Below are 23,414 nucleotides of genomic sequence, written 5' to 3' on the forward strand. Positions count from 1 at the left end.
GTAGAAATTGTCTAGCACGTATATCTTTTTCTCGACAGACGTAAATTATTTTTCAAACTTTTATTCTGGCGGTGTTGCCAACTCTAAATCAAGAGAAAACCATTCATAGTTTAGTTGCCAAGGCTTTTAGTCCTGAAAAAACTTCAAAATGCCTAAATAAATCCTACTTTGCCAACATCGCCATCTCCTACTAATTATGCATACACCTATTACCCCATTAATGCCCCCAGAGCATTTAGGATTTGAAGAAGATAACCAAAGTGTTTTGGCAAAACCGCAATCAGTCCCAACTTATGACTTATTTGCGCCAGAAGTAATTGCTAATCCCTATCCACTGTATAAACGTATCCGCGAAGAAAATCCGGTTTACTATGAAGCATCCTTGGGCTACTGGATTTTAACTCGGTATCAAGATGTAGAAGCTGCCTTGCGAGATGAACGGCTTAGTTCTGAGCGACGGACTTTGTTTATTCAGCAATTGGGCAATCTAGATGTCAGTTTGATTCAAAACTTTTTGCAACTGACAGATAACTCAATGATTGAAAAAGATCCACCTGAGCACTCGCGAATGCGAAAACTAGCGAATCAAGGCTTTACAACCCGTGCCTTAGAAAGCTGGCGGAGCATTATTCAAAAAACGACTGATACCTTATTAGATCAAGTGCAACATCAGGGTTATATGGATATTGTCTCTGACCTATCTGTACCTTTACCTAGCTTAATTATCGCCAAGATTTTTGGTGTACCAGAAAGCGATCGCGCTCACCTAATTCACTGGGCGAAGGATATCAGCTCTTTCTGGGGTGCTCCATCTGGTAAGAACATAGAAGAATTGGTGCGGAAAGCTGATACTAGTGCTGCTCAATTCACGGCTTTCATTAACCAACTCGTAGCTGAACGCCGTCAAAAACCAGGAACAGATATGATTAGCTTGCTGACAATGGCTTACACAGAGCAAAACCTGGATTTTGCCGAATTACCTTCCCTGTGCATTCTCATTCTCAATGCTGGCCGTTCAACTACTACTGATTTAATCCCCAATGGGGTATCAGCTTTGCTCAATCACCCCCAACAGCTACAGAAACTCAAGGATAATCCCGCCCTCATCTCATCAGCGATTGAAGAAATCATCCGCTATGACAGTTCGGTGTCCTTTGTATTTCGCATTGCCAAAGAAGATATAGAAATTGGTGGTCAAAAAATTCCCGCAGGTAGTGTGATTGCGTTGGGATTAGCAGCAGCTAATCACGACCCAGCAAAATTTACTTTACCAGACAATTTTGACATTGAGCGGTCGCCTAATGAACATTTAGCGTTTGGTCCTGGTATCCATTTCTGTCTAGGTGCAGTTTTGGCTCGGATGGAATTAAATATTTGCTTCTCTACCTTGCTGAAGCGATTCCCAAATCTTCAGTTTGATTCGACAAAACCTCCCCTTCCCCGTCGTAATACCTTTGTTTTTAAAGGATTTGATGCTTTACCTGTGCGGTTCTAATGACCAGAAACCCAGAAACACCTGAACAGTTGTCTACCAATGACTTAGCAGCAGATAGAACAGAACTAGCTAAATACCGCAGTCGGGCAGCAGCAGACCGCACATTAATGGCGTGGATACGCACCTGTCTTTCGTTAATTGGTTTTGGTTTTGGTATCCCCACCATTGTCAGAGCGATTGAAAATACTCATCTGAGTCATCACCTGAACCCAGTCAGATTTTCGGTAATTGTGGGGTTGTCTTTCATTGTTACGGGAATGTTGGGAATGGTTTTAGGGTTGAGAGAACACAATCGGTTACTCAAACAAATCCAAAATAATCGCTATACCTACGAAACCTCTCACAGTGCGGAAATTATCGGAGTGGCTTTACTCATAATTGGCTTAGTTAGTTTTATTGGTGTGCTAATTAGGGCAATGAATTTATAAATTAACCAGTCCTAAAGAGGATATAGAATTGCGGGGTTTTTGTTAAAAATTACATATTCTCAAGAGGACAGATTTATGTCTCTGCGTGAATACAAACCCGGAAATACTTTCCCTGGTGTCATAGGACGAACCGTTGATAAATCCAGTCCAACTTGGCCAGAACCGTTGCGAGCCAAAGAAGGTACACCAAACGTCCTATTTATCGTTTTCGATGATACAGGTTTTGGACAATTTGGATGTTACGGAAGTCCCATCAAAACACCCAACCTAGACGCACTAGCTGCCAATGGTTTGCGCTACAACAATCTACATACGACGGCGTTGTGTTCACCCACCCGTTCTTGCCTTCTAACTGGGCGCAATCACCATTCTAACGCCATGTCCTGCATTACAGAAGGGTCTACGGGTTATCCAGGTGGTAATGGGAATATTCCCTTTGAGAATGGGTTTCTCTCAGAGATATTACTACAGAAGGGTTATAACACTTATGCGATCGGCAAATGGCATTTAACGCCCGCAGACCAGATATCTGCGGCCGGCCCCTATGATCGCTGGCCTCTCGGTCGCGGTTTTGAACGTTTTTATGGTTTTTTGGGCGGAGAAACCCACCAGTATTATCCAGATTTGGTTTATGATAACCACACCGTCAACCCAGAAAAGACCCCCGCCGAAGGCTACCATTTAACCGAAGATTTAGCAGACAAGGCCATTAGCTTTATCGCTGATGCCAAGCAAATTGCCCCGAATAAACCCTTTTTCATGTATTTCTGTCCTGGTGCGATGCACGCCCCTCATCATGTCCCCAAAGAATGGGCTGATGCCTACACAGGACAGTTTGATGATGGTTGGGAAGCTTACAGGGAGAAGGTTTTTGCCCGTCAGCAAGAAATGGGTATCGTCCCCGCTAATGCCGAACTCTCCCGCCATGATCCCGATGTCCCGCACTGGGATTCCCTCTCAGCCGCAGAAAAACGGCTTTATGCCCGGATGATGGAAGTATATGCTGGTTTTTTAACCCATACTGATTACCACATCGGTCGTTTACTCGATTTCCTTAAATCTATCGGTGAGTTCGAGAATACTGTAATTATGGTGATTTCGGACAATGGCGCAAGTTCGGAAGGGGGACCAACTGGTTCAGTGAATGAGAACCTCTTTTTTAACAATGTGCCAGAATCCCTAGAGGAAAATCTCAAGGCACTAGATAAGCTAGGCAGTCCAGAAACTTTTAACCATTATGCTTGGGGCTGGACTTGGGCAGGTAATACGCCTTTCCGTCGTTGGAAACGGGAAACCTATCGGGGTGGAATCAGCGACCCTTTAATTGTCCATTGGAATCAAGGCATTGAGGCAAAAGGTGAAATCCGTACTCAGTACGCCCATGCTATTGACCTAGTGCCGACGGTGCTGGAATTACTGGAAATTGAACCACCGACAACGATTAAGGGTGTGACTCAATCTCCCATTGAAGGTGTCAGTTTTGCCCACACTTTTAATCATAGTGCCGTACCCACTAAACACCTTACCCAGTATTTCGAGATGATGGGACATCGCTCTCTCTACTATGATGGTTGGCGGGCGGTTTGTCCTTGGCCCGGTCCGTCATTTACAGAAGCAGGACAGTTTTTTGGTGCGGCAATTTCGGCGGAAACTCTGACGGATTTGGATACTCATCATTGGGAACTGTATCATGTTGCCTCAGATTTTGCGGAAAATCACAATATTGCGGCTGACAACCGCCCCAAGTTGATTGAGATGATTGCTACTTGGTATGTTGAGGCGGGTAAGTATAATGTATTGCCTGTGGATGGACGTGGTACGCAGCGATTTGCGGAAGAACGCCCGCAAATTGCCGTCAATCGTAGCCGCTATACTTACTATCCTGACACTCAGGCAATCCCAGCTAATAGTGCGGTGAGAGTGTTAAATCGTCCCCACAGTATTACGGCTGACGTGGAGATTCCCTCAGGTGGGGCCGAAGGGGTATTACTGGCTCACGGGGGCAATGATAGTGGCTATTCTTTCTATGTCCAAAATGGCAAACTGCACTGGGTTCATAACTATGTGGGGCGATCGCTATATCATGTTGAATCTGGGTCATCTGTGCCGGCAGGTCGTCACCAGTTGCGCTTTGAGTTTAAAGTCACGGGTCAACCAGATTTAGCCAAGGGGAAAGGAACGCCAGGACGCGCCCAACTGTATATTGATGAGAAATTGGTCGGGCAAGTTGATGTGCCTGTAACTACTCCCTTAGCACTAGGTTTGACCAGTGGTGTAACCTGTGGAATTGCCCCTGGTGCGCCTGTAACACCCGATTATGAGCCGCCTTTTAAGTTTACGGGCAAGATTCATAGTGTGATAGTGGATGTTAGTGGAGATTTGATTCAAGATCAGGAAGCTGAAATGCGTACCATTATGGCACGACAGTAGGCTGATCGAACCCACAAGCCAGTTTAAAACACTCAAATTTTTAACTTTCAGGAGAACCAATAAAATAATTTTGCAAGAGGTCTATTGAAACCACAGATAATTTATCGGTGTTTATTTGTGGTTCCAAATAATCAACCAGGATTTTGGCAATAATTCTATTCTTTAGCTTTAAACCACTTATCGTACAACGTTTGATAAGTGCCATCTTCTTTCAGACTCAGCAATGCACTATTGATTTGTTTGCGGTAAGGACTGTTATTAGGCAGGACAATGCCGTAGTTTTCTTCACGGAAGATACTGCCAACAACTTCTACCTTCCCTTTACCTTCATTGGCGGCATAAAAGAGGATTACGGGAGCGTCAAATACCACAGCATCAGCTTTTTTCTGCAATAGAGCTTTGTAAGCTTGGTCAATATTCGGGACTTCTAGGGCAGAAATCTTGCGTTCTCGCAGGAATGCCGCTGCTGTGCTGCCAGATGTTGTTGCCACGACTTTGCCGGGGAGATCGCTGACACTTTTGATATCTCCCTGAAGCTGCTGCACAGTTAGAGAAGTGGTTGCGATCGCTGTAAAGTAGGTGACAAACAGAACTCCGATAAACATCCAGATAATCGCTATTAGCCTACCGAGTGGGCCTTTGGGCATTTCGTCTGCTTGGGTTGCCAATGTGGCAGCTGCCCACCAATAAGCTTTAAAAATGCCAGGAAAGTATGCTTTGGCAATCATTCCGTCTTCGTGTCGGCGCTCAAATAACCAAATGATGTGAGCAGAGATAACAATTAGCACCAACGCCACCACAATTAGCTGCAAGAAGGCAGCTGAGAAAAATATCTGTAAAATATTGGGGACACCACCGCTGTTTGCCTCTGGGTTTCGGACTAGAATCTGAAGCCCTGCTGCAAACATCGGTAAGGAGAAATCAAAATTCTGCTGTCGTTCGGCTGTAATTGAAATGGCAGAAATTCCCAAATTAGCTGTGCCGTTCTTCACAGCAGAGAGCAAATCCACCACGGTTGAATATTCACTAAACTTAGACTGCACACCTAGCTGGCTGGCGATACTGCGCCAAAGGTCAATACTAAAACCTGCTAGCTGACCTTTGTCTGTAAACACAAAGGGGGGTATGGCTCGCGTTGCTACTATTAATGGTTGTGTTGGTTGGGGTGTTTGGGCGATTACTGGATGCCCTACGAGCAATAGTACTAGAAGCCCAGCGACTAATGCCAGGCAAATATGCGGTGTCAGGGAATGCCTGCGTTGGTTTTTACTGTGATGCCTGTAAAAGTAGGTAATAAATCTGTTCCACCCTGCCATGACTTGGCGAAATCTACTAGCGATCGCAATTAACATCTCGAATTTTCTATGGGTTGCAAGCAATACAATATCTGTAGTCGTCACCCGATAGCAAATATCAAATTTTATCCCCCCTTAATTCCCTTCGACAAGTAGAATCAGGGGGGATATTGCCAAGTTAACTTTCAAAAAATCGCCAGAGCATTCAGCCAGCGGAACTATAGTTTGATGGTGACATTTTTGACTTCGCTATATTGCTGTAAGCCATACTCGCCGAGTTCCCGACCAATCCCAGACTGCTTGAATCCGCCAAAGGGTGCAGCAACGTCAAAGACGTTATAGCAATTAACCCAGACTGTACCAGCGCGAACGTTATTAGCGATCGCATGTGCCTTGGTAATATCCTGAGTCCACACACCCGCTGCGAGTCCGTACATCGTGGCATTTGCCCGTTCAATTACCTCGTCGATGTCTTTAAATTTGATGATGCTCATCACGGGGCCAAAAATTTCCTCTTGGGCAATCTTCATCTCATCGCGGACATCTGCAAAAACTGTAGGTGCGATGAAAAAACCCTCTTCCCCAACTCTATTACCACCACAAAGCATCTGGGCACCTTCTCGCATCCCCGACTCGATGTAACTCATCACCTTGTCGAATTGGTCTTTGTCTACCTGGGGCCCTTGTTCTGTTTGCGGATCGAAAGGATTACCAACAATGCGCTGCCTGGCTTTTTCTACAGTCCTGACCACAAAATCGTCATAGCATTTTTCTTCAACGAACAGACGCGAACCGGCACAACAGCATTGCCCTTGATTAAAGAATAAGCCGTTATGGGCACCTGCAATTGCTGCATCTATGTCAGCATCGGCAAAGACGATGTTAGGACTTTTGCCACCGAGTTCAAGAGTAACCCGCTTGAGGTTACTTTTAGCAGATGCTTCCATGATTAGATGCCCTACCTCTGTTGATCCGGTAAAGGCAACTTTGTCAATATCCATGTGGCGTGCGATCGCATTTCCGGCTGTGGGCCCATACCCTGATAAAATATTCACCACACCAGGGGGAAACCCAGCCTCAATAATTAACTCACCTACTCGCAACGCTGATAAAGGTGTCTGTTCAGCGGTTTTGAGAACCACAGTATTGCCAGTTGCCAAAGCCGGTGCTAGCTTCATCGCCTGCATCATCAATGGGAAGTTCCAAGGTATAATCTGACCTACCACACCCACAGGCTCATGGCGAGTGTAGCAGAAGTACGACCCGCTAATTGGAATGGTTTTACCTTGCACCTTGTCAGCCCAACCTGCATAGTAGCGGTAGCAGGCGATGACGAATGACAAGTCGTTCAAAGATTCTTGCAGTGGCTTGCCGTTATCTAAAGTTTCCAACCGTGCCAACTGATCAGTATTTTGCTCAATTAGGTCAGCTAGCTTGTAGAGTAATTCACCGCGACGGGTGGCTGATATCTTTCTCCATTCCCCACTCTTAAAGGCATTACGGGCTGCTTGTACTGCCTGATCTACATCTGGGGCGTCTGCTTCTGCCACAGAGCAGATTACTTCACCGGTAGCAGGGTTGATAGTTTCAAATCGTCGCCTGCTTAAACTTTCTACCCACTCATTGTTAATTAGTAGCTGAGTTGGGCCGATTTTGACCTGTTGTTCTGGTACTGTTGCTGTAACCATCAGGTTCTCCTTAAGCTTTTTTAGAAAAAATTGCTTAAATCTATTAATTATGTTTGTTCAAATTCAACATCTCGGTGGGATTTGTTGATAAATTTTCACATCACGATTGAATTACTCACATCTTGCACCTAGCCCTAACGACTGGAAGTCGCGAGTTTACGGGCACACAAACGAAGTCCACCGACCTGGTCTAAGAAAAATGAAAGGTTTTAGAGCCTGCGTAGGCAGGCTTTGTTCTGGTAGCCGCGATTTTAATCGTCTGGTGCAAGATGTGAGATTACAGACTCCGCAGCCGGTTTAAAATATCGTCGATTCCTTGGTCGCTGATGACACAAATAGCCTTATCAAATTTGCTGAGGTTGTTGAGAATGCGATCGCTTAATTGTGGTGATTGTGAACCCATACCTTGATAAAAGACTAAAAACACAGGTTTGTCACTTTCTAGCAAATCCCAATAGGTTTGCAGTTCCGTCATTGTCGTTGGTGTGCCATCTTCGGACTTGGGACAGCCAGCTTTGACGATTTCCGTATAAATTTTAGATGCTGGGTTATTGGGGTCAATAAATTGGCTAGTATCGATGCAGATGAGGCGGATGGATTGACTGAGTATGCGATCGCTGTTAACGGCAGCTTGCAGGTTTTGGGGTGTAAAAGTCTCGCCAGGCGAATCTACATTTTCTGAGTTCTCCCCAGCGTGCAGTGCTTGATAAAAATCTGGGTAGGTTAGATTTTGGGCGCAGTGCCAAATGAGAGAGTAATATTTATTGAAGAGGTCAACATTACTTTTATAAATTTTAGCTGATAAACAATTCTTCAACACAGTGACAACACTCGCCATCTGTTCTTTTGTCAAAATATTCCCTAAGCTAGATGCCGCTTCGCGTTTGGTAGAGTTATCCACATTGGAGTCGGCGATTAACTTCACCAAGGCATCAATAGCTGTTTGGTTGCCAGAGCCAATTTCCCCTAAGCTAGATATCGCTCGGTATTTGGTAGAGTAATGCACATTGGAGTCGGCGATGAAGTTCACCAAGGCATCAATGGCTGTTTTGTTGCCAGAGCCAATTTTCTCTAAGCTAGATACCGCTTGGTATTTGGTATCGTCATCCACATTGGAGTCGGCAATTAACTTCACCAAGGCATCAATGGCTGTTTTGTTGCCAAGGTCAATTTCCCCTAAGCTAGATGCTGCTTGGTATTTGGTAGAGTCATCCACATTGGAGTCGGCGATGAAGTTCACCAAGGCATCAATGGCTGTTTTGTTGCCAGAGCCAATTTTCCCTAAGCTAGATGCCGCATCGCGTTTGGTATCGTCATCCACATTGGAGTCGACGATTAACTTCACCAAGGCATCAATGGCTGTTTGGTTGCCAGAGCCAATTTCCCCTAAGCTATATGCCGCTTGGTATTTGGTAGAGTCATCCACATTGGAGTCGGCAATTAACTTCACCAAGGCATCAATAGCCGTTTTGTTGCCAGGGTCAATTTCCCCTAAGCTATATGCCGCTTGGTATTTGGTAGAGTCATCCACATTGGAGTCGGCGATTAAGTTCACCAAGGCATCAATAGCCGTTTTGTTGCCAGGGTCAATTTCCCCTAAGCTATATGCCGCTTGGTATTTGGTAGAGTCATCCACATTGGAGTCGGCAATTAACTTCACCAAGGCATCAATGGCTGTTTGGTTGCCAGGGTCAATTTCCCCTAAGCTATATGCCGCTTGGTATTTGGTAGAGTCATCCACATTGGAGTCGGCGATTAAGTTCACCAAGGCATCAATAGCCGTTTTGTTGCCAGGGTCAATTTCCCCTAAGCTATATGCCGCTTGGCATTTGGTAGAGTTATCCACATTGGAGTCGGCGATGAAGTTCACCAAGGCATCAATAGCCGTTTTGTTGCCAGAGCCAATTTTCTCTAAGCTAGATGCCGCATGGCGTTTGGTAAAGTTATCCACATTGGAGTCGGCGATTAACTTCACCAAGGCATCAATAGCCGTTTTGTTGCCAGAGCCAATTTCCCCTAAGCTATATGCCGCTTCGCTTTTGGTAGAGTAATCCACATTGGAGTCGGCGATTAAGTTCACCAAGGTATCAATGGCTGTTTTGTTGCCAGGGTCAATTTTCCCTAAGCTAGATACCGCAAGGCGTTTGGTAAAGTCATCTACATTGGAGTCGGCGATTAAGTTCACCAAGGCATCAATGGCAGTTTGGTTACCAGGGTCAATTTTCCCTAAGCTAGATGCTGCTTTGTATTTGCTAGAGTTATCCACATTGGAGTCGGCGATTAAGTTCACCAAGGCATCAATGGCTGTTGCGCGTTCTGTTTGTAGGAGTGCTGCTTTTGCTCCGTCTGCAATTGGGTCAAGAAATTTCACTTTATATTTAGCAATATCGAACTCACCAAAGCACCATTTAAGGATTTGCTTAACTATCTCGTTTGCTTTGGAATATTTAAACTCTGTAATACCCGCAGCAGCAATAAAATAAGCTCTAAATTTATAATATCCATGAAGTAAGACATGGATATTGCTCCAATCTCCACATTGATCATCAAATTCTACCAACGCTTTAATAAACGCCTCTTTCTCTCCCAGCTTTACATCTTCTCTTCCCAACCACAGCAAAATTACTTCTTTCCACTGCGGTTCAAAAATGCGGTAAACACCTTGCGTAGGTTTGTTGGGAATATGTTTAAAAAACTCGCGCCAATCATTAACCTTTAACGCTGCAAAATATTCCTGAAAGTTGGGATGAAAGAAAGCATAAACTTCTTCATCATTTCCCGCTAACCTGTCTACTAAATTCAACCAACCAACATCACAAGCTAATTTAAACAGCTTTTCACCCATTTGTTGCCGCGCTAAACTCCGCCTCAAGCGAAATCTAGCCGCACTGTTAATACCTGCAAAAGCCAATTTACTTAAAGCCTTGTGTAATTCATCCTTCAAATCATCAGAGTTAATCAGTTCAGTAAGTTGTTCAGGTTTCCATTCATAGAAATAGCGAGTAAATCTCTGATAAAGTGCGGCTTTAGTTTCTGGTAATTCTCCTTGGTCATCCAGATAGAAAGTTTGACACAACAGCGCCAACCGCAAAGGATTTGTTACCAATTTACAGATTTTTTCATATTTAGTTTCTTTTAATTTCGCATTGAGTTCTTCACCGCGCTGTTGCCGTTCAGCACAGGTAAACCATTGCTGAATGAAGTCGTCAATTTGTTCTGGTTTAAACTCTTGAGTTTTATAGGTGTCAAAACCTGTAAGTGTATTATTAACATTAGTATCCCAAACATTTAACCGACAAGTCAGCACCACCCGCGCTTGTCTCAGCCATTCTGTGAGTTCATTATTAATTTTGCTTAATGCTTGGATAGGAGAATTTTCACCCATTTCATCCACGCCATCTAACAGCAGCCAAATCCCTCCTTTGTTAAAGCGTTCGATTAACTGATTTTCAATTTCTGGAGTAACGACAACTTTAACTAATTTCATGGCTTGAGGCAGCCATATTTTGAGTAAATAGTTTTCAATAGTCTTCCCTTGCAAGTTAGCCAGGGATATAAAGATGGGTAAATCTTCAGTTTTATCTTTAATAAAAGAGGCGATTTTAGTTAATAAAGTTGTCTTACCTGCACCTGGTTCTCCGATGATGGCAATATGCTTGTGATTTCCGGCTGGTTTTTGTCCAATCACTTGTTGAAGAAAGTCGTCATGTTCATAAGTTTTGACAATGACTTCTTTCTCTAATGCATAGGGATTTGCTTGTTCTTGTTCACCTCGGCGTTGCTGCTGTTTGCGTTCCACCAGTCCTAAAGGAACATAAACATTGACTTCAGATCCTTTCTCTGTGGCTTTGTGTCTGAGTTTTGCATCTTCTTGCTGCTTTTCCAGCCTTTTGTGGCAAATATCACGCCAGTCAAACTTTGCTTTTGCAACTTCAGCAGTCTTTGGATTATTTTGATCAATAGCTTCTAAGCCTTTCGACTTGGAACTTTTATTAAGTTCCCATAGTTTCTTAAATTCTTCGTGGTTCTTTTGTTTGTCAAAACTCCAAAGCTTCAGCGCAAACTTCCCTATCTCCGAACCTTGATTTTGGTTTAAACGCCTGTCATCCCAAATATTTAATTCATGTTTACCTAGCAGATGAATTACTGTGGTAATTTCGTGCGGTTTTAACTTGGTGTATGTTTTGAGATATCTCCGCTCTGTATCTACCACCAACTCAGGCCTGTCAGTATTTTTTTTCTCCCAGTGGATTTTAATATCTGGGAAATTCTCAGGCTGCGGCTCAAGAGTTAGTAATGCTTCTATAAAGCACCAGACACGGTTTCTAATATCAGTCCCTCTTGTTACCTTCGCCATTAGACCAGCATCGAGAATTTATAAATAAGTTTGGGGCTACCCCGACTTTGAGATACCACCCCAAACTTATATATTCATGATTATAAGAGTTTTGCCCCTGTAGCTGGAATTTGCTTTGTCTCACCACCCCAAAGAGAAGCTATATCCAACAATTCCTTGAGGTGGAAAGAAATGAAACTCAACCAAAAACTTCGCCAAAGAATCATTACAGGCTTGTTAGTTGTAAAGGTAACACTTACGGGTATCGAAGCTACAGACCGCATTCAACAAGGTGACTCGGTGACAGAAACGCTGATTTGGCTAATTAATCAGTGCATCCCGGTACTGCAACACATTAGCCACCGAGAGGAGGAAGGGAAAGAAGGCGATGGGTTACGTCCCGGTGGAAGCGATGGGCTACGCCCCGCCAAAGGCGATCGCAATTCTACCAAAGAATAAACTCATAGGATTTACTTCCTTTGGAAATTCATCCTAATTTTGGGCTTTTTTAATGGTGTTTTGATGCGTCAGGGGACGCATCCTACCTGTAGTTTTGATGCCCAGCTTGTAGTAAGGGCTTCAGCCCTTATTTTGAGGACTAAAGTCCTCACTACAAACTAAGTCCTAATATTGTCTAGTTGAGTATTCCCCAAAAAAATGGAGGTAGTTGCAAACTACCCCCTAACAAATCACATTTGGAAAAATTAGAAATTGCTTTGACAGCAGACTATCAGCCGCTCAAATATATCGTCAAAACCACTCCTAAAATAATCGAACCACCACCAAGGATGAATGACCAGAAGCGATGATAACTGTTGACAGTGGTGCCGTTTTCACTTTCAAGTTGAATTAAATCCATCCAAGGTGCAACCCCACGACGGAACCAACCCATAGCCCCGACTTGTTGACCAATTAAACTCTGCACTCGCTTCATGCCAAACAGAAAGTTGCCGAGGGGGCCAAACCGTGAGGCGTAATGTAAATAAAGCATTCCGCTGGGGTCTTGAATTTTTAAGTCGGAACCAAACTTATAACCGGAGTCACCACGACCAATAAGTTGTCCTTCCAGTTTTGCAGGTTGTCCGCGCAAGGGACTGGCATAAGGGTCTGACATCAAGGTGAGAATGTCAGTTGCTGGTGCTTGCATATAGTTGGGAAACATCACAAAGGCTTTGATAAGAATTCCTATTCCTAAGCCGATGAATGGCGCACCAAAGATTAAGCCGGAAGCGGGGGAAGCTGACCAGAGTATCGCACCCAAAACCAAGCCAGCGAAGAAACCGATGGTTTCAGCACCATACAGCACTACATCTAACAAGAAGTTGCCGTAAAGCTTACTCTTATTCAGGGTTTTGCCTTCGCCGATAACTCGTCCCATATCGAATTCAGTCGCTAAACCGAGTTGTTCGGAGTATGTGCTGAGGGCACGGACTCGTTTACCAGTCAGGGGATGGGTGGAATTTAACTCCATCCACCAACCCCAAGGGTTAAACATATCCCACAAAAAGACGCGACCAATTTTTTGTGGGTCGGAGGCAATGCGGTAAGCTGTACCGGTGGAAGCTGCTGCTTTTGCATCATAGATGCCCAAGGCGCGAGTGCCTTCTATCAACCGGCTGGGTTCTTGTGCCCGGGAACCTTCTTCTAAAATTCCGTAGGCAATTTTTACTAAAGCGCGGGATAGTGCATTGGGGTTGCCGGTGCTTTCGGCGGCGAAGTGGTCGGCAAAGTATTCTCTGGTGCGGGAGAGGTACAGCAACAGGTAAGTACCAATGGTATAAAACACATAAGCAACTAAACTAGCAGCTTGCAAAGCATCTTTAATTTTGTTATCGCCACCGCCACGACCAAGTCTGCTGGCTGTGCTGTAAATCAGGTAGCATATTTGCACTAAGGTAGAAGCTGCTGTCATTACTGCAAAGTCCCAATGGACGATGTGCCCTAGTTCGTGGGCGTAGACGGTAGCAATTTCATCATCGTCTAAATAAGTGAAAAGTCCTTGGCTGACGACTAATCGAGCGCTGTTAGGCAAGGAACCATAAGTAAAAGCCGTGGGGTTTTGGTCGTTGATGATGCCCAGGCGGGGAATTTTCAGGTTTTTCTGTTGACAGATGTTGCGAAGAGTTTTTGCTGTCTCTGGACTGAGGGCTTCAACTTCTGCCAAGTCTACCCAACGGGTTTGGTAAAGCCAACCTTGGCTTAAGTCCATGATGAAGGGAGAGAGGAAAAAGGAAGCTAAACTGAAAATTAGGGTAATGGCGATCGCGATCGCTAATCCGGTGAGTGGATCGTTGCTACCGATAATAAATACTAAACTCAAACCTAAAGCCAACACCATCCCCAATAGCAAGGCAATGGTGACACCAGAGGCTAAGGCTAAACTTCCACCTACACCCCCCATTGCTAACGCCACACCAGTTGTAGCTGCACGTCCAGCTTTTTGGAAGCTGCTAGACTGGGTGGGGGTTTGTTGCGGTAAGGATTCGCGGGACTGTTCTGCCCAACTGCGAATCTGTGGGTTTTCGCTGTTGATTAACTTTTGCCACAGGCTTGTCGCTTTTTCGATGTCACCTGTGCCCTGATAAGCTTTCATCAGCCACATCTGCGCTGTCAGATAATCTGGAGAATTATGATCAACACAATTCCTGAGGAATTGCTCCAGTAATTGCACTGCTTCTTGATAGCGCCCTTGTTGAAATGCATCTAACCCAGATTGCAATGACATATAATCTCCCTAGCGTAAGGAGTGATATTTGATCTATCAATACTCAATAGATCCAATATTCGTCATCACTTTTTCGTAAAAGTTTAATAAATTAGTGTATCAATTATATTTTTTCAAAAAAAACTAGAGAAACATGGTTAACTTTGTCTCTCTAGTCTATCGGACGCTTAAATAGCTTTGATATTTTGACCGTAGGGTTACCGAGTCACTAAATTAAGGTTCACCTTGGATGCATAACTACACAATAAGTATTTTGTTCCTTGCCAGACTTCACCCGATGAGAGGAGTTTTTTATTACCCAGTTGGTTCACCCAATAGCAGGATGTCAAGTGACGTGACTAAGGACTAAGTGTTGATAGGATAGACAGTAAAGATATTTGCCATACTTTAAAAGTATTTTGTACTATGACTATTGTGCAAGTTGCTTCTCCCCTAACTGCGATCGCGATCAGAACCCGCCAAGCTGCCAGTAAGCTGGCATTGCTGGGGACTGAAGCCAAAAATCAAGCAATTGAAGCGATCGCTCAAGCTTTAGAATCAGCAAGAGCGGAAATATTGGCAGCAAACGCGGCTGATTGTCAAGCGGCTGCGGCTGAAGGCATTGCCAAACCGCTTTATAAACGCTTGCAGTTAGATGAAAATAAGTTAAGAGATGCGATCGCCGGTGTGCGAGATGTCGGCAAGTTAGCTGATCCTGTGGGTAAGGTGCAGATTCACCGCGAACTCGATACTAACTTAACTCTCAAGCGGATTACTTGTCCTTTAGGCGTTTTGGGGATTATTTTTGAAGCACGTCCAGAAGCCGCAATCCAAATTGTCTCGCTGGCGATCAAGTCGGGTAATGGCGTTATCCTCAAAGGTGGCAAAGAAGCTGTCCGTTCTTGTGAAGCGATCGTCACAGCGATTAAACAAGGATTATCTCACACCGCTGTTAACCCTGATGCCGTGCAGTTGCTGACAACGAGAGAAGAAATTCAAGAACTTTTGCAATTAGATAAATATGTAGATTTAATTATTCCTAGAGGTTCTAATTCCTTTGTGCGGTTTGTGCAAGAAAATACCCGAATTCCGGTATTAGGTCACGCTGATGGGATTTGTCATCTATATATAGATCAAGCTGCTGATATTGCCAAGGCCATTACTATCACCGTCGATGCGAAAACTCACTATCCTGCTGCTTGTAATGCTATTGAAACCTTGCTAGTTCACAGCAATATCGCCGCCGAGTTTCTCCCCCAAGTTGCCGAAGCCTTGCAAAACAACCATGTAGAATTAAGAGGTGATCAACGCACCCTAGAGATTTTACCTCATCTCGCCCCAGCTATAGAAGCAGACTGGGAAACAGAATACAGCGATTTGATTTTAGCGATTAAAATTGTGGATTCCTTAGAAGATGCGATCGCGCATATTGATGAATATGGTTCTCGTCACACAGAAGCGATCGTCACTGAAGATTTAACAACCGCTGAATCATTCCTCGGACTGGTGAATGCAGCAGGCGTTTACCACAACTGTTCTACCCGCTTTGCTGATGGTTTCCGCTACGGTTTTGGTGCAGAAGTCGGAATTAGTACCCAACAAATGCCACCTCGTGGCCCTGTTGGTTTAGAAGGATTAATCACATATAAATATCAAATGACAGGTAATGGACATATTGCCGCTACTTACACAGGGGCAAATGCTAAAGCCTTCACTCATCAAGATTTGGGCTGAAAAATTCGTACAGAATACGTGCTTGAAAGGCTGTAATTCCACCTGAAAATATGGTGTATTTTGCCTATTGAGATGAGGATGTACCATGACTACTGATACAACAAGTTGGTTTCAAGCGGTTTGGCAGCTAAGAGGTTCTATACTTCCTGCTATTTTTCCACGCGTTTTGTTATGTAGTGCATTGGGATTTATCATATCTCTTATCAACTACTATGGTTATTCTCTACCAGAGCAAATTTTCGGCAGTGTAATTACTAATGTAGCCTACAATCTTGTCTTAGGTTTATTAGTAGTATTTCGGACAAATACCGCTTATGATAGATATTGGGAAGGTCGAAAAATTTGGGGTGGGATAATTATTAACAGCCTGAATTTAGGGCGAAAGATTTGGCTAGCAGTCGCCGAAACTGAACCTCAAGATAAAGATAATAAAATAGCAGCATTAAAGCTATTAGGTGCTTTTGCCATTGCCACAAAATTACAATTACGTCGGTTGCCGATAAATACCGAATTAGAAACGTTGCTTACCCAATCCCAATATTCACAACTTAAAGAAGTAAAAAATCCCCCCTTAAAGATTGCTTTATGGATTGGCGATTATCTCCAAAAACAGCAGATTGATCAGCGCTTAAGTATGGATGAATTGCTAGCAATGAATACTTCACTAGACGGCATGGTAGAAGCTTTCATCGGTTGTGAACGAATTTTAACAACACCAATACCCCTAGCTTATGCCATTTATCTCAAACGACTTTTATTGATATACTGCTTTGCATTGCCGTTAAAACTTGTCCATGATTTGCATTTATGGACAGGAGTAATTGTAGCTTTAATTAGTTTTATTTTACTAGGTATTGAAGAAATCGGAAATCAGATAGAAGACCCCTTTGGTAACGATCCAAATGATTTACCTTTAGATGAAATTTGTACTAATTTAGTCAATAATTTAGCTGATTTTGCTAGTGAACATGAATCATCAATGAATGTGAATTAAATTAAATAAATACAAACAAAAATTTAATCTCGTAGGGTGCGTTCCTAACGCACCAACAACCGGATTGGAAGATGTCTAATGTCGGGTCGCTTCGCTCCAATTCAAAATTAAAAACTTGTACTGAGCTTGTCGAAGTATTCAAAAAAGGTCAATTAATTAAACTAAAGCTTTTAGCAAAGCCTGAAGTTTAAGTTGCACCTCAGCAAACTCCTTTTCAGGGTCTGAACCGGCGACAATACCAGCACCTGCATAAAGTCTAGCGCGATCGCCATTGATTAATGCAGAACGAATACCCACAATAAACTCACAGTTACCTTCAGCATCTACCCAACCCAGTGGTGCCGCATATAAACCCCTCTCAAAGCTTTCGTAACGGCGAATTTCTGCACAAGCAACGTCTCTAGCTGCACCTGCTACCGCTGGTGTAGGATGCAATTGGGCAACAATTTTTAATGGGTGGACATTAGCAGGAACTACGGCGCTAATGGGTGTCCATAGATGCTGGATATTAGATAATTGTCTCAGACGCGGTGCTAATACCTGGGGTAACAAACCTAGCTGAGATAAACGTTGAGTAATGAAATCAATCACCAATTTATGTTCATGCCTTTCTTTGGTACTATTCACTAAACTATTAGCAATATCTGCATCTTCGGCAGGTGTTTTACCTCGTGGTGCCGAACCTGCCAAAGCATCTGTAATTAATTGTTGCTTGTGAATACTAATTAAGCGTTCTGGACTGGCACCAATAAAATTTTGCCCCCGACCATTGCTTGTAGAAAAAACATAACAATTAGGATATAGTTGTCGCAGGTTATTTAAAGATTTGCCTAAGTTAAAGTGTTTGTTTGACTTAACATCTAGTGCATCTGCCAGAACAATTTTGCTTAAATGACTAGAGCGGATTTGTTCTAAAGCTGATACAACTGAACGCTTAAATCGAGCGGCATTCGTGACGGATTTTTTGTGAAATTGTCCTGGTAAATAATCAATATTGGAAAAAGAATTTTCTAAAGAATTAATAAGTTCAATTTTGGTCTCCAAGTTTTGCAGTATTTTGGTAATATTAGCGCTAGCATTGATAATTGTATTCGCTACTAATATACAACGCTGATTTTTCACAGCAATTTGCCAACGAGGCAGAAAAATGGTTGCAGATGGAAATGGATAATCTGCTTGTTGATTCTGATGAAAAAAGCTGAAGTAACAGAAGAAGTGAGGACCAGCAAAAGGTAGATTAGCGTTACCAAAATTAATAATATTTTTTAGACAAGTTTTGATAAAATCCTCAGTTTGAGTAAAACGCTCTGAACCATCACCGTGTAATTTGGCTACAGCATCAATGGCGGCGATCGCTTCCCCTTTGCCCTTATTCTCAAAGTAAAAATTTATTTCATTTGCTTGCGCTAGTTTCTCTAATACAACTAAGGGGTCAACTAAGTTAATCTCCAGGGAAATACTCACAATTTGCTGGCAATTATGTTGGAGGCAATTTTCCTGAACTGCTGACAGAAATTGATATAGGTCTTTGTGATCTACAAAGAAGTTACTGCGACATTGTGAAACTGTCATATATCTAGTTATAGTAAATTTTGTTTAAGTTTTCTTCCTAAAGAGTAATTAAACGTGGTCGTATTTCTACAGGTAACATATTCAGTCGCCATTTCACCAGAGTATGATTTGCCTTGGTCTTGGTGTTCTCAGAACCTGACAAGCCATACCCAGTTTTAGGCGGCAATATCAGGGTAAGTGTTGCCATCACCACTTTTAGCAGCCACAGTAAGAACAGGAGTTTTTGCCCCTGACTAACATTTGGTGTCTCTCAAAATAATAAAATTTAACGTATATCTAAAATTCCAGCAATTTAATTAATCACCGCCGATGACTACCAAGCAGATTTTATATCCCAACACTAAATTATGGATGGCAGCGATTAAACCACCAATGTACAGCGTGGCTATTATGCCCATTTGGGTAGGAACAGCGGTAGCCTTTGCAGAAACCAAAATTTTTAATGCTGTAGTATTTTCTATTTTTTTAGCCGCCGCGATTTTGATTTTGGCGTGGGAAAATATCAGTAATGATGTTTTTGATTCGGAAACGGGAATTGATCTAAATAAACACCATTCCCTGGTAAACCTAACTGGCAAAAAATCATTAGTATTTTGGTTAGGAAATTTGTGTTTAGGGTTGGGTTTGCTGGGGATACTCGCGATCGCCTTTTGGCAACAAGATCCAACCGTGATCGGCATAATTTCGGTTTGCTGTGGTTTGGGCTATATGTACCAAGGGCCGCCCTTCCGCTTAGGATACCAGGGTTTAGGAGAAATTCTTTGCTTTTTTGCCTTTGGCCCCTTGGGAATGGGGGCAGCATATTACAGTCAAACTCAAACTTGGTCAATCACGAATTTAGCAGCTTCAGCGGTTGTCGGCATTGCCACAAGTTTAATTTTATTTTGCTCACACTTTCACCAAGTTAAGGATGACATAGCCGCAGGTAAGCGATCGCCAATTGTCCGGCTTGGTACTGCAAAAGGCGCTTTAGTCTTGATTGGGTTTACAGCTAGCATTTATCCCCTGACGCTGCTGTTTGTCTTGTCGGGGCTGTTCCCAGTATGGACATTGTTGAGTTGGGTGAGTTTACCCTTTGCAATTAAATTATGTCGCCACGTTCAAGAAAATCACAACCAACCGGAAAAAGTCAATAACTGTAAATTTATCGCCGTCGCGGTGCATTTCTGGAGTTGCTTACTGTTGGGTGTGGGATTTATCCTTGGCTAATGCTTTATCAGTTTGAATTTCGTCGTTATCAGCGGAAATTTGCGCCGCCCCTAACTACCAATCATGGCATCTGGGAACACCGCAACAGCATTATCCTGCGCCTCACAGATGCCAGAGGTAGAGTTGGTTGGGGAGAAATCGCCCCCATCAGTTGGTTTGGTTCGGAAACCCTAAAACAAGCTTTAGATTTTTGTCGCCAACTTTCAGGAAAAATCACCTCTGAGGCAATTTTCGCCATTCCCGATGATTTACCAGCCTGTCAATTTGGCTTTGAATCAGCTTTAGAGAGGGTAGGGGAAAAAATGACGAATCTCCCCACCCTTACCTACAGTGGCTTATTACCAGCGGGGGAAGCGGCAATACATGTATGGCAAAGCTTGTGGGAACAGGGATATCGCACATTTAAATGGAAAATTGGCGTTGAGGCGGTTGCAAAAGAACTAGAAGTTTTTAACTTGCTGATTCGCAGCTTACCAAACTCAGCAAAACTGCGATTAGATGCTAACGGGGGACTCAGTTATGAAGAAGCCGAATTATGGCTGGAGACTTGCGACAAGTTCAAAGCACAGATTGAATTTATCGAACAACCCTTACCGGTTGGGGATTTAGCGGGGATGTTGAGGTTGAGTGAGTGTTATCAGAGTGCGATCGCGTTAGATGAATCCGTCGCCACACTAAAACAACTCGAAAGCTGCTTCCAGCAAGGTTGGCGAGGAATATTTGTGATTAAAGTAGCGATCGCCGGTTCACCATCTCGTCTACGCCAATTTTGCCAGCAGCATCAACTCGATTTGGTCTTTTCCTCCGTCTTTGAAACCGCAATTGGTAGACAAGCCGCCCTCCAGCTAGCAGCAGAGTTATCTCCCCAAAATCGCGCAGTAGGTTTTGGTACCAACCACTTTTTTGCACCAGAAAAATCAAACTGGCTACAAAGTCTATGGAACGAGTTTTAGATTATCTGAAAAATTTAGAAAATCATACTTGGCTGATTGCTGATAACAGTGATAAATTTCAGCAAATAGCAGCAGAATTATATTTAGAACTAATCCAAAAAAGCCCACAAAAAATCATCTTAGCCGAACGAGAACCAGTGCGGTTTTTAGCAAGTTTTATCGCCGCTTGTGCCGCTAACTGCCCAGTTTTTCTTTGTAACCCCGATTGGGGAAAACAAGAATGGCAACAAGTCTTTGATTTAGTACAGCCAGATATAATTTTAGGAATGGAAAACGAGCATTATTACCAATTACCAATTACCAATTACCAATTACCAATTCCTCACAGTATCATGATTCCCACAGGTGGATCATCAGGACAAATTAAATTTGCCATCCACACGTGGGAAACTCTCATAGCATCCGTCCAAGGATTTACAGCATATTTTCAGCTAAAACAAGTTAATTCTGTGTGTGTATTGCCGCTATATCACGTTAGCGGATTAATGCAATTTATGCGCTCTTTTACAACTGGTGGTAAACTAGCTATTCTTCCATTTAAACTATTAGAATCTAGTCAAATAGATAATATTCAACCCGCAGACTTTTTTATATCTTTAGTCCCAACTCAATTACAACATTTATTAGAATCCCCAGAATTAACTCAATGGATCAGCCAATTTCAAACAGTACTTTTAGGAGGTGCGCCAGCTTGGGAAGAACTACTAGAAAAATCGAGATTCCACAACATTAAATTAGCACCAACCTATGGGATGACAGAAACCGCCTCCCAAATCGCCACCCTCAAACCTGATGATTTTCTCAAAGGCAAAATTAGCAGTGGTCAAATTCTCCCCCATGCCCAAGTAACAATTCACAATCAAAAGGGAGAAATCTTAAAACCAAATCAAACAGGAAATATCAAGATTCAGTCCACATCCCTAGCCCTTGGTTACTATCCACAACCTTGGGAAAATCAAGATAAATTTTCAATAGATGACTTAGGCTATTTAGATGAAAAAGGTTATTTAAATATCGTCGGACGTAGTAGCAATAAAATTATTTCTGGTGGAGAAAATATCTATCCCGCAGAAATTGAATTAGCCATAAGACAAACAAACATAGTTGCTGATATTTGTGTAATTGGCATCCCAGATAAACACTGGGGACAAGCCGTAACAGCCATTTACATTCCCAAAAACTCAAACACATCAACCTTACAAATCCAAACACTACTCAAAGACAAACTCAGCAAATTCAAAATCCCTAAATACTGGATTCCCCTACAAACCTTACCCCGCAACGCCCAAGGCAAAATCAACCATCAACAACTACAACAAATCGCCCAAAAATTCCTCTCAAATCCCATCACATAATCTCCTCCCTTAACCTTCTTCTCTCTGCGCCCTCTGCGTCTCTGCGGTTCGTTTCCAACCACTGACTGATATCATCAGACAATTCCTGCTTACTTCTAGTACCCGCATCAATACAAACATGCCGAGTAATTGCCTTAGCCACTACAAAATTATCCACTGTAATTTCATAAGCAATTTCAAACTTACCGACACCTAGTTTTTGGGGTACTAAACTAATCACCAAATTATCCCCACAAAACATCGGGCGAAAGAAATCTACACTAGCCTGAACAACAGGAAAAGCCACAGATGGATTAGTAAAAAAATCTTTAATATTAATACCAGATACCCCTAGAGATGCTTCATAAGCCTCATGACAAATGCTCAAAACATTAGCAAAATAAACTACCCCAGCAGCATCAGTATCTTGAAAGTGAACGGTGCGGTTATATGTAAAAACCATTTTGCAAAATTTCCTCTTAAAAACAAAAAGCAGACATCTTGCCTGCTCTACAAACTAATTTTACTGTGCCACTGCGAGATTAGTGATCGCACTGCACTGTTAATTGCTCTTATTTTCATTTATCATCGTAATCGTGTCAACATTCACCTGAGAGCCACTTAGTGCTATAAATGCAACTTTCTGGGCATCAATATCTGGTTGTAATGAACCTGACACTAAATTAACAACAGACTCTATAAAGCTTCCAAGGCGCGGAAGAATAATCAAAACAGAAATCACTAAGCCAGCTATGGAAATAAATAGCTCACTAAATGGAAGAATGTTTCCTAAAATGTTTCCTAATAGTGGTAACACAATAAGAACTGTGAGACATATACTCAGAAAATACTTGACTTGATCAATATCATCTTCTGCTTTCTTAGCTTCTCGTGCAATAAAGCTTACATCATCATCATTTTTTGTATAGTATTTTAGAGTGGTAACTTTGTTTTCCGAACTCTGAACTATGAATCTAAACCCTACTCTTTCTTGGGGTCTTATGGTGCCTATTTTATATTTCTTCTCATTTTTACCCAGGTTTGGAATGTTCATCTCCTCAAACCCTATCTCTGGTGCAATCCTCTGAGGCTCGAAAAATACATCAAGGATTTCACTATCATCTGTAAACTCAAATCTTATCTCTTGGTTCTTAACTTGCTGATTGCCTGTATTCTCTACGTCAAAAAGAGCATAAAACATATTTTTGGCTGGTTTACCGTCGTACAAAATGCTACCTTTCT

General features: G+C 42.7%; 16 protein-coding genes. 9 read left to right on the plus strand and 7 right to left on the minus strand.

Going from position 1 to position 23,414, the window contains the following annotated elements:
- Nucleotides 1–196: 196 nt before the first annotated feature.
- The 3 genes from CYLST_RS27410 to CYLST_RS27420 all read left to right on the plus strand — a co-directional run bounded on the left by CYLST_RS27410 (nucleotide 197) and on the right by CYLST_RS27420 (nucleotide 4,353).
- Nucleotides 197–1,495, plus strand: coding sequence for a cytochrome P450 (locus CYLST_RS27410; protein WP_015210996.1), 1,299 nt, complete (start codon nucleotides 197–199; stop codon nucleotides 1,493–1,495).
- Entirely contained in the window at nucleotides 1,495–1,923 is a 429-nt protein-coding gene (locus tag CYLST_RS27415) for a YidH family protein (RefSeq protein WP_015210997.1), read from the plus strand. Before CYLST_RS27410 ends, CYLST_RS27415 begins: the two co-directional genes overlap by 1 nt.
- 75 nt (nucleotides 1,924–1,998) lie before the next feature.
- Nucleotides 1,999–4,353: an arylsulfatase gene (locus CYLST_RS27420; protein ID WP_015210998.1), complete on the plus strand. Its 2,355-nt coding sequence runs from the start codon at nucleotides 1,999–2,001 to the stop codon at nucleotides 4,351–4,353.
- A gap of 155 nt (nucleotides 4,354–4,508) precedes the next feature.
- Here CYLST_RS27420 and CYLST_RS27425 read toward each other — a convergent pair whose 3' ends face one another.
- From CYLST_RS27425 to CYLST_RS27435, 3 genes are all read right to left on the minus strand, one after another.
- The gene (locus CYLST_RS27425) at nucleotides 4,509–5,705 is read right to left on the minus strand and encodes a transporter substrate-binding domain-containing protein (RefSeq protein WP_015211000.1); all 1,197 of its coding nucleotides are present in this window, start codon (nucleotides 5,703–5,705) and stop codon (nucleotides 4,509–4,511) included.
- A gap of 161 nt (nucleotides 5,706–5,866) precedes the next feature.
- Nucleotides 5,867–7,336: an aldehyde dehydrogenase family protein gene (locus tag CYLST_RS27430; RefSeq protein WP_015211001.1), complete on the minus strand. Its 1,470-nt coding sequence runs from the start codon at nucleotides 7,334–7,336 to the stop codon at nucleotides 5,867–5,869.
- A 277-nt stretch (nucleotides 7,337–7,613) separates the two neighbouring features.
- Nucleotides 7,614–11,693: a HEAT repeat domain-containing protein gene (locus CYLST_RS27435; protein WP_015211002.1), complete on the minus strand. Its 4,080-nt coding sequence runs from the start codon at nucleotides 11,691–11,693 to the stop codon at nucleotides 7,614–7,616.
- Between the two features lie 171 nt (nucleotides 11,694–11,864).
- Between CYLST_RS27435 and CYLST_RS27440 the strand changes: the two genes are divergently transcribed.
- A complete protein-coding gene (locus tag CYLST_RS27440) occupies nucleotides 11,865–12,131 on the plus strand; it encodes a hypothetical protein (protein WP_015211003.1) in 267 nt (88 codons plus the stop codon).
- Nucleotides 12,132–12,402: 271 nt separating this feature from the next.
- Here the strand turns inward: CYLST_RS27440 and CYLST_RS27445 are convergent, their stop codons facing one another.
- A complete protein-coding gene (locus tag CYLST_RS27445; protein WP_015211004.1) occupies nucleotides 12,403–14,397 on the minus strand; it encodes a M48 family metalloprotease in 1,995 nt (664 codons plus the stop codon).
- 405 nt (nucleotides 14,398–14,802) lie between these two features.
- Here CYLST_RS27445 and CYLST_RS27450 point away from each other — a divergent pair, with 405 nt between their 5' ends.
- Both CYLST_RS27450 and CYLST_RS27455 read left to right on the plus strand, forming a co-directional pair.
- On the plus strand, nucleotides 14,803–16,110 hold the full coding sequence (locus tag CYLST_RS27450; protein ID WP_015211005.1) for a glutamate-5-semialdehyde dehydrogenase: 1,308 nt from the start codon (nucleotides 14,803–14,805) through the stop codon (nucleotides 16,108–16,110).
- Nucleotides 16,111–16,195: 85 nt separating this feature from the next.
- Nucleotides 16,196–17,104, plus strand: a complete 909-nt coding sequence (locus CYLST_RS27455; protein ID WP_015211006.1) for a bestrophin family protein — start codon at nucleotides 16,196–16,198, stop codon at nucleotides 17,102–17,104.
- 156 nt (nucleotides 17,105–17,260) lie between these two features.
- Here the strand turns inward: CYLST_RS27455 and CYLST_RS27460 are convergent, their stop codons facing one another.
- A complete protein-coding gene (locus CYLST_RS27460) occupies nucleotides 17,261–18,676 on the minus strand; it encodes an isochorismate synthase (RefSeq protein WP_015211007.1) in 1,416 nt (471 codons plus the stop codon).
- 309 nt (nucleotides 18,677–18,985) lie between these two features.
- On the opposite strand from CYLST_RS27460, the gene menA reads away from it, so the two are divergent.
- The 3 genes from menA to CYLST_RS27475 are packed head-to-tail and all read left to right on the plus strand — an operon-like array spanning nucleotide 18,986 to nucleotide 22,193.
- Complete coding sequence (gene menA, locus CYLST_RS27465; protein ID WP_015211008.1) at nucleotides 18,986–19,885, plus strand: 2-carboxy-1,4-naphthoquinone phytyltransferase; 900 nt, start codon at nucleotides 18,986–18,988, stop codon at nucleotides 19,883–19,885.
- The gene (locus CYLST_RS27470) at nucleotides 19,885–20,838 is read left to right on the plus strand and encodes an o-succinylbenzoate synthase (protein WP_015211009.1); all 954 of its coding nucleotides are present in this window, start codon (nucleotides 19,885–19,887) and stop codon (nucleotides 20,836–20,838) included. Before menA ends, CYLST_RS27470 begins: the two co-directional genes overlap by 1 nt.
- Nucleotides 20,823–22,193 (plus strand): 2-succinylbenzoate--CoA ligase, encoded by a 1,371-nt coding sequence (locus CYLST_RS27475; protein WP_015211010.1) that lies wholly within the window; start codon nucleotides 20,823–20,825, stop codon nucleotides 22,191–22,193. The genes CYLST_RS27470 and CYLST_RS27475 overlap by 16 nt, the downstream gene beginning before the upstream one ends.
- On the opposite strand, the gene CYLST_RS27480 is transcribed toward CYLST_RS27475, so the two are convergent.
- Both CYLST_RS27480 and CYLST_RS27485 read right to left on the minus strand, forming a co-directional pair.
- On the minus strand, nucleotides 22,186–22,635 hold the full coding sequence (locus tag CYLST_RS27480; RefSeq protein ID WP_015211011.1) for an acyl-CoA thioesterase: 450 nt from the start codon (nucleotides 22,633–22,635) through the stop codon (nucleotides 22,186–22,188). The two genes, CYLST_RS27475 and CYLST_RS27480, sit on opposite strands and share 8 nt — an antisense overlap.
- 99 nt (nucleotides 22,636–22,734) lie before the next feature.
- Nucleotides 22,735–23,400: a hypothetical protein gene (locus tag CYLST_RS27485; protein WP_157162646.1), complete on the minus strand. Its 666-nt coding sequence runs from the start codon at nucleotides 23,398–23,400 to the stop codon at nucleotides 22,735–22,737.
- Between the last annotated feature and the right edge of the window lie 14 nt (nucleotides 23,401–23,414).

Origin of the sequence: Cylindrospermum stagnale PCC 7417, assembly GCF_000317535.1 — a bacterium.
Classification (GTDB): domain Bacteria; phylum Cyanobacteriota; class Cyanobacteriia; order Cyanobacteriales; family Nostocaceae; genus Cylindrospermum; species Cylindrospermum stagnale.